12 protein-coding genes are annotated in these 13,303 nt (G+C 72.2%); 6 read left to right on the plus strand and 6 right to left on the minus strand.

The window, feature by feature from the left end:
* Positions 1 to 7 precede the first annotated feature (7 nt).
* The 4 genes from RC1_RS11330 to RC1_RS11345 are packed head-to-tail and all read left to right on the plus strand — an operon-like array spanning position 8 to position 5,126.
* On the plus strand, positions 8 to 730 hold the full coding sequence (locus RC1_RS11330) for a uroporphyrinogen-III synthase (protein WP_012567534.1): 723 nt from the start codon (positions 8 to 10) through the stop codon (positions 728 to 730).
* A 60-nt stretch (positions 731 to 790) separates the two neighbouring features.
* Positions 791 to 2,683: a COG4223 family protein gene (locus RC1_RS11335; RefSeq protein WP_012567535.1), complete on the plus strand. Its 1,893-nt coding sequence runs from the start codon at positions 791 to 793 to the stop codon at positions 2,681 to 2,683.
* On the plus strand, positions 2,680 to 4,098 hold the full coding sequence (locus RC1_RS22515) for a heme biosynthesis protein HemY (protein ID WP_012567536.1): 1,419 nt from the start codon (positions 2,680 to 2,682) through the stop codon (positions 4,096 to 4,098). Before RC1_RS11335 ends, RC1_RS22515 begins: the two co-directional genes overlap by 4 nt.
* Before the next feature lie 17 nt (positions 4,099 to 4,115).
* Positions 4,116 to 5,126 carry a CobD/CbiB family cobalamin biosynthesis protein gene (locus RC1_RS11345; protein WP_012567537.1) on the plus strand — a complete coding sequence of 337 codons (1,011 nt, stop codon included), beginning with the start codon at positions 4,116 to 4,118 and terminating at the stop codon, positions 5,124 to 5,126.
* 19 nt (positions 5,127 to 5,145) lie between these two features.
* On the opposite strand, the gene RC1_RS11350 is transcribed toward RC1_RS11345, so the two are convergent.
* From RC1_RS11350 to cobS, 3 genes are all read right to left on the minus strand, one after another.
* Complete coding sequence (locus RC1_RS11350; protein ID WP_012567538.1) at positions 5,146 to 5,820, minus strand: lipid-binding SYLF domain-containing protein; 675 nt, start codon at positions 5,818 to 5,820, stop codon at positions 5,146 to 5,148.
* 135 nt (positions 5,821 to 5,955) lie between these two features.
* Positions 5,956 to 6,585, minus strand: a complete 630-nt coding sequence (locus RC1_RS11355) for a histidine phosphatase family protein (protein ID WP_012567539.1) — start codon at positions 6,583 to 6,585, stop codon at positions 5,956 to 5,958.
* A 7-nt stretch (positions 6,586 to 6,592) separates the two neighbouring features.
* Entirely contained in the window at positions 6,593 to 7,393 is an 801-nt protein-coding gene (cobS, locus tag RC1_RS11360; RefSeq protein WP_012567540.1) for an adenosylcobinamide-GDP ribazoletransferase, read from the minus strand.
* Positions 7,394 to 7,497: 104 nt separating this feature from the next.
* Here cobS and cobT point away from each other — a divergent pair, with 104 nt between their 5' ends.
* The gene (gene cobT / locus RC1_RS11365) at positions 7,498 to 8,532 is read left to right on the plus strand and encodes a nicotinate-nucleotide--dimethylbenzimidazole phosphoribosyltransferase (protein ID WP_012567541.1); all 1,035 of its coding nucleotides are present in this window, start codon (positions 7,498 to 7,500) and stop codon (positions 8,530 to 8,532) included.
* A gap of 476 nt (positions 8,533 to 9,008) precedes the next feature.
* On the plus strand, positions 9,009 to 11,291 hold the full coding sequence (locus RC1_RS11370; protein WP_012567542.1) for a carbohydrate-binding domain-containing protein: 2,283 nt from the start codon (positions 9,009 to 9,011) through the stop codon (positions 11,289 to 11,291).
* 133 nt (positions 11,292 to 11,424) lie between these two features.
* Here RC1_RS11370 and RC1_RS11375 read toward each other — a convergent pair whose 3' ends face one another.
* From RC1_RS11375 to apaG, 3 genes are all read right to left on the minus strand, one after another.
* Positions 11,425 to 11,790 carry a tRNA-binding protein gene (locus tag RC1_RS11375; protein ID WP_012567543.1) on the minus strand — a complete coding sequence of 122 codons (366 nt, stop codon included), beginning with the start codon at positions 11,788 to 11,790 and terminating at the stop codon, positions 11,425 to 11,427.
* A gap of 43 nt (positions 11,791 to 11,833) precedes the next feature.
* Positions 11,834 to 12,469 carry a GTP cyclohydrolase I FolE gene (gene folE / locus RC1_RS11380; RefSeq protein WP_041786393.1) on the minus strand — a complete coding sequence of 212 codons (636 nt, stop codon included), beginning with the start codon at positions 12,467 to 12,469 and terminating at the stop codon, positions 11,834 to 11,836.
* A gap of 277 nt (positions 12,470 to 12,746) precedes the next feature.
* Positions 12,747 to 13,139 (minus strand): Co2+/Mg2+ efflux protein ApaG, encoded by a 393-nt coding sequence (gene apaG / locus RC1_RS11385; protein ID WP_012567545.1) that lies wholly within the window; start codon positions 13,137 to 13,139, stop codon positions 12,747 to 12,749.
* Positions 13,140 to 13,303: the final 164 nt, after the last annotated feature.

The raw sequence follows: 13,303 nt of genomic DNA on the forward strand, positions 1-13,303 counted from the left end.
ACGCGGCGTGACCGGAATCCTGGTCACCCGCCCGCAGCCCGAGGCCGACCAGACGGCGGCCGATCTGGCTGCGCGCGGCTTCACCACCCTGACCGTGCCGTTGCTGGAGGTGCGCCTGCTGCCCGGCCCCGCGCTGGAGCTTGCGGGCGTGCAGGCGCTGCTGCTGACCAGCATCAACGGGGTACGCGCAACGCTGGCGCGCACCGACCGGCGCGACCTGCCCGTTCTGGCGGTCGGCCGCCGCACCGGGGACGAGGCAAGGGCCGCCGGATTCGCGGATGTGCGCGAGGCGGAGGGCGATGCCGTCCACCTTGCCGCCCTGATCCGGCGGGAGGTCGATCCCGCCGCCGGGCGGCTGCTGCATGTCAGCGGAGTCGACCTGGCCGCCGATCTGGCCGAGCTGCTGGGACCGCACGGCTACACCGTGGACCGCATCGTCGGCTATGAGGCCGTGGCGGCGGAACACCTCTCCCCGGAGGTGGTTTCCGCGCTGCGACAGGCCGACATTAGCATCGCGTTGTTTTTCTCTCCCCGCACTGCACGCACGTTTGTTAGGCTGGCTACCGCGGCAGGCTTAGCCGACCGGTGTGCCGGTATGTCTGCCTTTTGTCTCAGTCCTGCCGTCGCGTCCGCGGCGGCGGGTTTGCCCTGGCAGGCCGTACGCGTCGCGGAGCGGCCCGCCGCCGGGGCGCTGCTCGATCTGCTGCCCCCGGCCGGTGCGGCTGGCTGAGACCGCCCCTGCGGGCCCGGCCTGTCGCGCAAGCCGGATCAGAGCCCGAAGGAAGGACCGATGGCCAGCCCGGCATCCGATCACTACCCCAGCCCGGAAGAGGGTTACGACGCGGCCCGGTCCCGGGCCACGGATTCCATCATCGAATGGTTCGGCGGCGTCCGCTCAGCGGCAGCCAAGCTGGGCATCCCCGCCGCGATCGTGCAGGGCTGGCGCAAGCGCGGCCAGATCCCCGAGTCGCGGCGCGACGACCTGATGTCCGCTGCCGCCGCCTACGGCATCCCGCTGACGACGGAGGATCTGGACCGGGCCGTGGGCACCGCCCCGGAGGAGCCGGCGGACCTCGATCCCCTGGACGGCGAGTCCGGCTACGGTGAGTCCGGCTATGGCGAGTCGGGCCGGGGCGGATCGGACTACGGTGCGTCCAGCTACGCCACCGACGGGACGCGCGACAGCGACGGGTACGGCCGCGCCGAGTCGGCAACGGAACCGGAAACCCCGCCCGTGACCGCCACCCCCTATCCCGAGTCGCCCCAGCCGGAGGTACGGCGGGGCGGCGGCGGGTTCGTCAGCACGCTGGCGCTGCTGCTGGCCCTGGGGTCGGCGGGCGTCGTCGGCGCCCAGCTCTACCAGCCGGACCTGCTGAAGTATCTGCCGGGCCTGCCCGCCGCGGCGCCGACGGTGGACCCGCTGGCCGAGACGCGGGCCAGCGTCGCCGCGCTCCAGGAGGAGAACCGGGCGCTGCGCCGCCGCATCGAGTCGCTGACGGCCGACCTGCGCGCCGTGGCCGACCGGCCACCGCCCGCGCCCCCGGCCCCGCCGGCCCCCACGGTCGATCCGGCCAAGGTCGAGGCGCAGTTCGCCGAGCTGCGCGAGCGGGTGCAGATGCTGGTCACCGCCCTGGAGCAGGCGGCCGCGGCCCCGGCCGAGGGCGGGGGGCTGTCCCAGGCCGCGTTGCAGCCGCTGCGCACGGATGTCGAGACCCTGGCCGGCCGCGTCGAGGCGCTGGAGTCGGCCCCGCCCCCCACCCCCGGCGCCGATCCGGCCGCCGTGGAGGATCTGGCCGGTCGCCTGGAGAAGGCGGAAACCGCGCTGGCCGAGGTGCAGGGGGCGCTGGGTGAGGCGCAGGCGGCCGGCGGCGAGACCGTTGCCCTGCGGGAGCAGGTGGACGCCCTGGCCCGGCAGATGGCGGACCTGTCCGCCGCCGGCGACACCTCCGCCCTGCGCGAGGAGCTGGAGGCGCTGGGCCAGCAGGTGACCGGGCTGTCGGGCACGGTGCAGGAACTGGCCGCGAAGCCGGAACCGACCCTGCCGGAACCGGAACCGCTGCCGCAGGAACTGGTGGACCTGCCGGGCCGGGTGGACGAGCTGGCGACGACGCTGGCCTCCATCCAGACCCTGGCCTCCGGCGAGGCGGTGAAGGGCGGCGACGCCCTGGTGCTGGTCGCCGCGCAGTTGCAGTCCGCCCTCGCCTCGGGCCGCCCCTATGCCCGCGAACTGGCGACGGCGCGGGCCATCTCGCCCGATGGCGCCGGCCTGGACGAGCTGTTCGACACGCTGGAGGCCCGCGCGGCCCAGGGCCTGCCGGCCTTCGCCGCGCTGCACGAATCGTTCCGCCGGCTGGCGCCGGAGGTGATCCGCGCCGACCGCACCCGCACGGATGCGGACTGGCTGGACCTCACGCTGGGCCGGCTGAATTCGATCGTCACCGTCCGCCGCGCCTCCGGCGACATCGCCGGCGCCGACGGGGCCTCGATCGTGGCACGGGCCGAAGAGGCGCTGAACCAGGGCAACCTGACCCTCGCGGTCAAGGAGCTGGACGCGCTGACCGGACCCGCGGCCCAGACCCTGCAACCCTGGATGGCCGACGCACGCAGCCGTGTGGCCGCGGAGAAGGCCGCCCAGGCCCTGACCGACGCGGCCGTCACCCGGATCGGTGAGGGCGGCCAATGAGACGCGCGGTCTTCTTCTTCATCAAGATCGGCCTGCTGATCGCGCTGGCGATCTGGCTGGCGCGCAATCCCGGCAGCGTCTCCATCCAGTTCCAGGACTGGATGGTGGACATGCCCTTCTGGGCCATGCTGCTGGCGCTGGCGGTGATCATCGTCGCCTCGGTCGTGCTGTACCGGGTGTTCAGCTTCGTCGTGGGCGGCCCCGCCGCCTTCGCCCGCAGCCGGCAGGCGGCGAAGCGGGAGCGCGGCTACCACGCCCTGACCCAGGGCATGGTGGCGGTGGCCGCCGGCGACCGCGAGGCCGCCAGCCGCTTCGCCCGCAAGGCCGACACGCTGCTGAACGAGCCGCCGCTGACGCTGCTGCTGTCGGCGCAGGCGGCCCAGCTCGCCGGCGACGACATGGCGGCGCGCAAGTACTTCCAGTCCATGCTGCAACGCCCGGAGACGGAGTTCCTGGGCCTGCGCGGGCTGCTGACCCAGGCGCTGAAGGGCGGCGACCGGACGGAGGCGCTGAAGCTGGCCCGCCGCGCCGCGGAGATCCAGCCCAAGGCGCAGTGGCCGGTGCTGGCCCTGATGGAGCTGGAGGCGAAGGAAGGCCACTGGAAGCAGGCCGAGGAGGCGCTGGACCGCGCCACCGCGACCAAGGCCCTGCCGCAGGAGACCCTGCGCCGCCACCGCGTCGCCCTGCTGGTGGAGCGCGCCCGCACCGCCGTGGCCGAGGGCCGCAGCAAGGACGCGCTGGCCCTGGCGCAGCGCGCCAACGAGCAGATGCCGTCGCACGTTCCGGCGGCCGTGCTGGTGGCGACGCTGCGGGCCCAGGCGGGCAACCGCAAGGCCGCCACCCGCGCCATCGAGGAGGCGTGGAAGATCGCCCCGCACCCCGAACTGGCCGAGGCCTGGGGCCGGATCGAGGCGATCTTCCGTCCCGGCATCGACCCGGCCTCGCTGGTGAAGCGGTACGAGGCGCTGGTGGCGCTGGACCCGCGCGCCGCGGCCGCCTATGTCGCCCTGGGCGAGGCCTGCCTGCGGGCCGATCTGCGCGATCAGGCACGCACCCATCTGGAGAAGGCCTGGACCCTGGCCCCGACGCAGCACGTCTTCCGCCTGCTGACGGAGCTGGCCCGGCACGAGGACGGCGACGGCGAAGCGATGCGGGAGTGGCTGGAGCGCAGCGCCGGCCTGCACCCCGATCCCGACCCGGTCTGGGTCTGCTCCGCCTGCGGCACGCCGGCCGCCGGCTGGAGCGCGGTCTGCCCGTCCTGCCGGGGCTTCGACACGATGGAGTGGCGGGCCGCGAAGCCTGCCCTGCGGCTGGCCGACACCGCCCCGGCGGCGATCCTGCCCGCCGCCTCCCGCCCCGCCCCCGCCACCACCACGCCCGACACCCCGGCCGCGGGCTTGGCACCGGAGGGGTGAGCCGTTAAGCAGGGTCCATGCTTCTGCCGCTGCCCGCCGGGGCCGAGACCCTGCTGATCCTTCTGCTGGCCCTGCTGCTGGACGCCTTCCTGGGCGACTGGCGGCTCCTGAACCGGCATGTCCCCCGCCCGCGCGCGCTCGCCGCCCGGGCGGGGGACTGGCTGGACCGCCGGCTGAACCGCATCGAGCGCTCCGATGCCACCCGCCGCCTGCGCGGGCTGCTCACCGTCCTTTTCCTGATGCTGACCGCCCTGGCCGTGGGCACTGCCGTCACGGTGGTGGCCCGTCTCCTGCCCTATGGCTGGATGCTGGAACTGCTGCTGGTGCTGCGCTGCGTGGCCGTGCGGCAGCCCTGGGCGGGCATGCGCGGTGTGCTGGACGCCCTGTCCGGCCCCGACGCCAGCCTGGAGGCCGGCCGCTCCGCCCTGGCCGAGATCAGCGACCGCCAGAGCTGGCGGCTTGACCTGCACGGGGTCGTCCGCGCCGCGGCCGAGGCCGGCGCGCGCGACCTGGCGCGCCGGGTGGTGGCGCCCGCCTTCTGGTACGCGCTGCTGGGCATGCCGGGAATGCTGGCCTGGACCGTGGCCGACGCGCTGGCCGCCACGATCGGCCACGACACCCCGCGCTATGCCGATTTCGGCGCCGCCGCGGCGCGGACGGGCCGGATCATGGTCTGGCTGCCCGCCCGGCTGACGGGCCTGCTGCTGGCGCTGGCCGCGCTGTTCGTGCCGGGAGCGCAGGGGCCGGGTGCGGTGCGCGCCATGCTGGCCACGGCCCCCGGCCATCCCGCGCGGGATGACGCCTGGCCCGTGGCCGCCCTGGCCGGGGCGCTGGATCTGTCGCTGGCCGGGCCGCGGCGGGAGGGCGACATGGTGGTGAAGGAGCCCTGGCTGGGCGACGGCCGCGCCCGCGCCCAGCCGGCCGACCTGCGGCCGGCGCTGGTGCTCTACCATGTCGTGGTGATGCTGACGGGCCTGCTGGCCGGGGCCGCCGGGCTGGCCCTGCTGCGCTTCGGGCCCGTCTGGTGACGGGCCCGGACAGCGGCGGCTACTGGTTCAGAACGCTGGAGAGGGCCTGCGCCTCGGGCCGGTAGAAGGCCCGGTCCAGCAGGATGCCGCGGGGGCTGGTCTCCTGCCGGTAGAAGCTGTTGTTCCATTCCGTGCGCGGCGCGATCACGGAGCCTTCGACCGCGGCCCCGCCGAACAGGCCCGAACTCTTGGCGTAGACATAGATGTCGGCACCGATGCCCACGCCGTAGCCGGCGCCCACCGCCGTGCCCAGCTCGCCCACCGCCACGTTGGCGTCCGCCCCCAGCTTGACCTTGCGGTCGATCACCGCCTCCAGGCCCTTCTGGGTCATGATGACCAGCATCATCTGCGAGGACTGGCCGCCGAACTGGAGCCCGAAGCTGGCCTCGGCCATGGTGTAGAAGGCGGGGCCGGACCAGGCGCCGTCATCGCCGCGGGCGACCAGCACCCCGGTGCCGCCACCGCCGCCCAGGAAGAAGCCCGCCTGGATCACGTTGGGCAGGATCATCACCGCCCGCGCCCGCTGCACCAGCGACTTCAGATTGGCGTATTCCGGATCGGTCAGCAGCGTCAGCGCCGTCACACGGGCACGCTCGACCAGCAGCTCCGGTTCCGTCAGTGCGTGCGCCGGACGCACGGGCGCCAGCAGCACCAGCAGCAGAAGCCCCAGCAGGGCCGCACCCAGCCTTCTCATCGGCGGTCTCCTCCATTCCCAACGACAGGCGGAATCAGCGTCCCGACTACCACATCCGCGACCGGCGGCCCACCCCGGAGCCGGCGGCGGTCGGCACGGCCGACGCTGGCCGACGAACGCGGCGGATGCGGGGCCTCATCGCGGCGGAAGATTGACCCCGACCACGCGCCAGGTCCCCGCCACCCGGTCCAGACGGGAGAGATGCAGGCAATCGGCGCACAGGGCCAGCATGCTTTCGGGGGTCAGCGAAAGGGCGTGCCCGACCGCCGCCCGGATGGCGCCGGCATGCGCCACGGCGACGATGTCGCGGCCGGCATGCAGGTCCGACAGCCGGTCCACGGCACGGCCGACCCGCGCTGCCACGTCGGCGAAGGATTCCCCGCCCGGCGGGGCGGAGCGGGCCGGCGCCTCCCAGAAGCGGTCCACGCCCGGCTCCCCGGACAGGTCGGCATGGGTGCGGCCCTGCCACGCGCCGAAATGCTGCTCCATCAGCTCGGGCTCGGCCGCCAGCGAGGGCGCCGGGGCGGGCGTCTCCCCGTCGCCGCACAGCGCCAGCAGGGCCTGCGCCGTCTCCCGCGTGCGGCGCAACGGCGTCACCAGCCAGACGGCATCCGCCGGCAGCCGCGGCGCCAGCGCGGCCAGCCCGTCGCGGTCGGAGAGGTCCGCCGGCAGGTCGAGCTGTCCGGCGATGACACCCGGGGGGGCCGCCACCGGGGCGTGCCGCACCCACCACCAGCGGGTGGCGACGAAGGGGTCGGCCGTCACCGCCGCCTCACGCCGCCGTCACGGAGATGAGGGCCAGCAGGAAGGCGATCTCCCCCAGCTGCTGCGCGGCCCCCAGCACGTCGCCGGTGACGCCGCCGATCTGGCGCAGCGCCAGCCGCCCGACCAGGACCGTGGCCAGCGTGGCGGCGGCCAGCACCGCCAGCCCGTGCAGACCGGAGTCCAGATGCATCTGCCCCAGCGCCGTGGCGCCCAGGCTGAACCCGATGAAGGCGGCGGTCAGGGCACGGGCGCTGTTGGGCTTGCCCATGGAGGCGGAGACGCCGCCCTGGCGGGCCTCCGGCAGGGCGAGCTTCAGCAGCGGCATCACCCCGCGGGTGAAGGCATGCGCGCCGATCAGGGCCAGCGCCACCGTCCGCGGGTCCGCCAGCGTGGCCAGCGCCCCGCCCCGGAGCAGCACCGCCAGCAGCAGCGCCACGCCGCCGTAGGTGCCGATCCGGCTGTCCTTCATGATCTCCAGCTTGGCCGCTCTGTCGCGCCCGCCGCCGAACCCGTCGGCGACGTCGGCCAGCCCGTCCTCGTGCAGCGCCCCGGTCAGCCAGACCAGCGCCGCCAGTGCCAGCAGGGCCGAGAGCGTGGGCGGCAGGCCCGCCGCGTCGGCGCCCCAGTAGACCAGCCCGCCCGCGGCGCCGATCAGGGCGCCGACGATGGGGAACCAGGTCATGGCCCGCTGGTGCAGGTCGGCCGTCCATTCGCCCCGGAAGGGCAGCGGCACCCGGGTCAGGAAGATGATCGCCGCGGTCAGTTCCGCGAGGGCGGAGGGGGGGCGCGGCCGTGTTGCATCGGTCATCCGTCCGGTATACGGGAGGAGCGCCGCCGCCGCCAGCGCCGTTCCAGCCCATCCGGGGGGAACCGCCTGCCCCGACGGATGACGACAACCCATCAGGACGTGACATGCCCTCCGACAGCACCCCGGCTCCCGCCACCCTGGACGAAATCCGCCGCATCCTGCCCGAGATGCCGGGCCCCGACCTGGAAGCCGGCACGGCGGCCCTGCAGCGGGAGGTGCAGCTCGTGAAGCCCCGCGGCTCGCTGGGCCGGCTGGAGGAGCTGACGCAGTGGCTCGCCACCTGGCAGGGCCGCACCCCGCCGACGCTGAACCATCCCCGCATCGCCGTCTTCGCCGGCAGCCACGGGGTCGCCGCCCAGGGCGTCTCGGCCTTTCCGGCCTCGGTCACGGCGCTGATGGTGCAGGCGTTCGTCAACGGCGGTGCCGCCGTGAACCAGCTTGCCCGTGCGGCCGACGCCGACCTGCGGGTCTACGAGCTGGACATCGAGCACCCGACCGCCGACTTCACCCAGGGCCCGGCCATGGACGAGGGCGCCTGCGCCCAGGCCATGGCCTACGGCATGATGGCGGTGGAGCCGGGCATCGACCTGCTCTGCCTGGGCGAGATGGGCATCGCCAACACGACCAGCGGCGCCGCCCTCTGCGCCGGCCTGTTCGGCGGCGACCCGGCCGACTGGGTGGGCCGCGGCACCGGCATCGACGACGAGGGGCTGGCCCGCAAGCGGGCCGCCGTGGCGGCCGGGCTGAAGGCGAACCCCTCGGCGCTGACGGACCCGTTCGAGACGATGCGCTGCCTGGGCGGGCTGGAGCTGGCAGCCATCGCCGGCGCCGTCATCGCCGCGCGCATGGCGCGGGTGCCGGTGCTGCTGGACGGCTACACCTGCACCGCCGCGGCCGCCATCCTCTACAAGGCCGACCCGAAGGCGCTGGACCACTGCGTCGTCGCCCATTGCAGCGCCGAGCCCGGCCACCAGCGCCTGCTGAAGACGATCGGCAAGCAGGCACTGTTCGATTTCGGCATGCGCCTGGGCGAGGCGTCGGGAGCGGCGCTGGCGATCCCGGTGCTGCGGGCGGCGCTGGCCTGCCACACCGGCATGTCCACCTTCCAGGAGGCAGGCGTCGCCGGCGGGCAGGGCTGACGCCCCCTTCCCGACTGACCGACGGACGGGGGCGGAGCGGCGGTGCCGGCTCCGCCCTTTTCCTGTCCGGCGTCCGGTCCGGATACCAGCCGGATCGGCATCCATAGTCCCATAGTCCCTAGTCCCATAGCCCAGTCCGACGGGGGCAGGCATCCCGGATGTCCTGAAGCACAAGGAAACCACATCCGGATTCAAAACAAAACTAACCCGAAATCGTCAGCGAATTATAGTCACGCTTTTTACCACTTTTTTGAGCCGCATTATCTCACACAGCCTGCGACAAAACTTCTTGGGTGTGCGATTTCGGCCTTACCTCACCCTTACGGATTAATCCTCAATTAGTGAACTACCCCGATCCTGTGGGGGCTCGGCAGGACCTGAACATCCGTTCGGAGATCCGATGTCGGCAGCCACGGCCTGCCCTTCCGCTTCCGGAAAGGACGGGTCGCCCGCAGACCACGGATTGGGACCGACCCATGTCTACCTACGTTTCCATCACGGATTTCGGCGCCCGCGGCGATGGCCGCACGGACAACAGGGCCGCCATCCAGAAGGCGCTGGACCACGCCAAGGCCACGGGCCAGGCGGTGTACGTTCCCGAGGGGAACTTTCTGCACAAGGGCGTGCTGAAGATCGACGGCGTGGACATCTACGGCGCCGGGGGCAAGTCCGTGCTGAAGGCCGTGGGGGCGGCCAGCTCCGACGCCCAGGCCCTGATCGTCAGCGGCGACGGCGCCTCCATCAAGAACCTGACGCTGGACAGCGACGCGACGGCCCGGGGCGGCACCGGCAACAGTGCCAAGGTCTGGGTTGTCGGCGCCAAGAACTTCGAGATCGATCACGTCACCATCAACAATTCCTTCGGGGCAGGCATCCTGGTCGGCAAGGAATCCGCCTTCGGGAAGGTGACGAACAACGCGGTGAAGAACACCAACGCCGACTCCATCCACTTCTACCAGGGCTCCCACGACATCCTGGTGAAGGGGAACCGGGTGGAGAATTCGGGCGATGACGGGATCGCCGTCGTCAGCTATGCCAAGAACGCCGCCTGGACCCAGGACATCACGATCGAGAACAACACGATCGTGAACAACCACTGGGGCCGGGGCATCAGCGTCGTCGGCGGCCAGGACGTGGTGATCCGCAACAATCTGGTGGACGGCAACAAGAACGGGGCCGCCGGCGTCTACATCGCCTCCGAACCGGCCTACGACACCTGGGGCGTCAAGAACGTCACTGTCGAGAACAACACCATCAAGAATGTCGGCGGCTACAGCACCGGCCACGGCGCCGTGATGATCTATTCCGGCACCAGCCGGATGGTCGAGGACATCATCGTCCGTAACAACCAGATCCTGGACGCCGAGAAGAACGGCATCTTCGTCCGCGGCGACAAGATCGACGACATCCTCCTGTCGAAGAATCTGATCGCCGGCTCCGGCGCGGCCCCCATCGCCATCTCCGGCAAGGCGACGGACGTGGTGCAGACCGGCAACGTGACCGACCCTGCCGCCTGGAAGCCGTCAGGCTCCAGCCCGGTGGAGCCGGTGCCCACCCCGATCCCTGCGCCGGCCCCGACACCGGAAGCGAAGACGCTGGCGGTTACCGTCTACGCCGCCGGCGACGACTACAAGGGCGACCCGCAGTTCCGCCTGCTGCTGGACGGCAAGGCCTTCGGCAGCGCCCAGACGGTGACCATGGACCGCGGCGACGGCTGGCAGCAGTTCAAGTTCAACCTGCCTGCCGGGACCGACCCGAACCGTATCAGCGTCGAGTATTTCAACGACCTGTACGGCGGCAAGGGGATGGACCGGAACCTGGAGATCGACAAGATCGTCGTCGGGAACCAGACCTTCGATCCAGGCAAGGCCGGCTTCCTGACCAGTAACGGCCAGATCAAGGTCGTCCTGCCGGCCGACGCGCCCGCTCCGACCCCCGCTCCGGCTCCGACCCCCGCACCGGCACCCGCACCGGCACCCGCTCCGGCCCCGGCCCCGCTCAAGGTGACGGTCTACGCCGCCGGCGACGCCTACAAGGGCGATCCGCAGTTCCGCCTGCTGCTGGACGGCAAGGCCTTCGGCAGCGCCCAGACGGTGACCATGGACCGCGGCGACGGCTGGCAGCAGTTCAACTTCAACCTGCCCGCCGGGACCGATCCCGACCGCATCAGCGTCGAGTATTTCAACGACCTGTACGGCGGCAAGGGAATGGACCGGAACCTGGAGATCGACAAGATCGTCGTCGGGAACCAGACCTTCGATCCGGGCAAGGCCGGCTTCCTGACCGGCAACGGGCAGGTCCACTTCGATCTGCCGGACAGCCCGGCGCCGGCTCCCGCGCCCGTCCCGACGCCGACGCCCAAGCCGGCTCCCGCACCGACGCCCAAGCCGGTGCCGGTTACCGTCTACGCCGCGGGCGACGACTACAAGGGCGACCCGCAGTTCCGCCTGCTGCTGGACGGCAAGGCCTTCGGCAGCGCCCAGACGGTGACGATGGACCGCGGCGACGGCTGGCAGCAGTTCAAGTTCAACCTGCCCGCCGGAACCGATCCGAACCGTATCAGCGTCGAGTATTTCAACGATCTGTACGGCGGCAAGGGGATGGACCGGAACCTGGAGATCGACAGGATCGTCGTCGGGAACCAGACCTTCGATCCGGGCAAGGCCGGCTTCCTGACCGGCAACGGGCAGGTCCACTTCGACGTGGTGAAGGTGGACTTCCTCGGGCTGGCGGGACTCGCCACCCACACCGACCTCTGATCCGCCGGTCCGCCGGGGCGGGCGGGCCGACGGACGAAGGGGCGGGCCCGGCGGCCCGCCCCTTTCCCGTTGGCGCTTTCCCGTCCACGCTTTCCCGTCCGCGCTTTCCCGCTGCCCGGACGGAAGCCGAAGCTCAGAACATCCGGCCGCCGTCCGGCACGGTCAGGTCCGGGCGCAGCAGCACCACCTGACCGTCCGGATCGGGCACGCCCAGCACCAGCACTTCGCTCATCACCGGGCCGATCTGGCGCGGCGGGAAGTTGACCACCGCCACCACCTGCCGGCCCACCAGCCCCTCGGGCGTGTAGTGCCGGGTGATCTGGGCGGAGGACTTCCTGATCCCCAGCGGCGCGCCGAAATCGACCCACAGCCGGATCGCCGGCTTGCGCGCCTCCGGAAAGGGTTCCGCCTGCACGATGGTGCCGACGCGGATATCCACCTTGAGGAAGTCGTCGAAGCCGATGCGGTCGGGCGTGCGGTCGGCGGTCTCTTGGCTCATGGGCGTGTCCCGGCTGGGGCGTGGGCCCCGGCGGCGCCCGCCGTCAGGCCTCCACGCGGTTGGTCGGATTGCCGATCATAGCCAGGAACTCCCGCCGCGTCGTCGGGTCGTCGCGGAAGGCGCCCAGCATGCGGCTGGTCACCATGCTGACACCCGGCTTGTGGACGCCGCGGGTGGTCATGCACTGGTGCGACGCCTCGACGACGACGGCGACGCCCAGCGGCTGCAACACCTCGTCGATGCTGTTGGCGATCTGCGAGGTCATCTTCTCCTGGATCTGGAGGCGCTTGGCATAGACCTCGATGACCCGCGCCAGCTTGGAGATGCCGACCACGCGCTTGCGCGGCAGATAGGCGACATGGGCCTTGCCGATGATCGGCACCATGTGGTGCTCGCAGTGGCTCTCGAAGCGGATGTCGCGCAGCACCACCATCTCGTCGTAGCCGTCCGTCTCCTCGAAGGTGCGGGAGAGCAGCTCCACCGGGTCCTCATGGTAGCCGGCGAAGAACTCCTCGTAGGAGCGGACCACGCGGTCCGGCGTGCCCAGCAGCCCCTCGCGCCCGGGATCGTCGCCGGCCCAGCGGATCAGGGTGCGGACGGCGGCTTCCGCCTCGGCCCGGGTCGGGCGCTCGACGGGAGCGGCGGCGCGGCGGCCGTGCGCGGGGCCGGGAACGATCATGCCGGCGGTCGTCTTGCTGGGGCTCACCTGCGGCCTCCTTTTCCTTGCTGTCGTCTCGTGTCTCTTCTTCATACGCCCCGCGGAAACGGACGCCCTTGGCAATTCTCAGGCCCCGGGTCCGCGGGAGGGCCGGCTTCCCCCTCCCGGGGCGGCGGCCGGACGGGCCCGTGTCGGCCCATCCCTGCACAAAGGTGGAACACCCACCGGGGCTTTCAAGCGCACGATGGATCGGAAGCGGTAGCCGGGGAGAGACGGCGGGGTCGGCCGCGGCACCGGCTCAGTTCGGGCGGCTGCGGCCGTGCGGACTGTCCAGGGAGAAGGCAGGGATCCGCACCTCGAACGCCTCGCCCGAGGCGGTGACCATGCCGTAGCTGCCGACCATGAAGCCCGAGGGTGTGGGCAGCGGCGTGCCGCTGGTGTACTCGAAGGCCTCGCCGGGGCGCAGCACCGGCTGCTCGCCGACGACGCCCGGGCCGCGCACCTCCTGCACCCGGCCCTGTGCGTCTGTCACCTGCCAGTGGCGGGTGCGGAGCTGCACCGTCTCCAGCCCCTCGTTCTCGATCCGCACATGATAGGCCCAGACGAAGCGCCGCTCCTCGGGCTGCGACTGCTGCGCCAGATATTCCGGCCGCACCGTGACCCGGATCGACCGCGTGACCTCGCTGTACATCATCCCTCCCCGGCCTTCCCAGGCCCTGCCCGGCTTGCTCCGCGCCGCCCGTCGCAGCGATGCCGGACCCCCGCCCGGCGCGCAACGGCCCTGCGGTAAATTGGGTCTTGCGCGGGGGTCGGCAGCAGGTCATATAGGCCGCACGGCATAACTGCTGAAGAGCC

The sequence above is a fragment of the Rhodospirillum centenum SW genome (genome assembly GCF_000016185.1).
Taxonomy (GTDB): Bacteria; Pseudomonadota; Alphaproteobacteria; order Azospirillales; family Azospirillaceae; genus Rhodocista; species Rhodocista centena.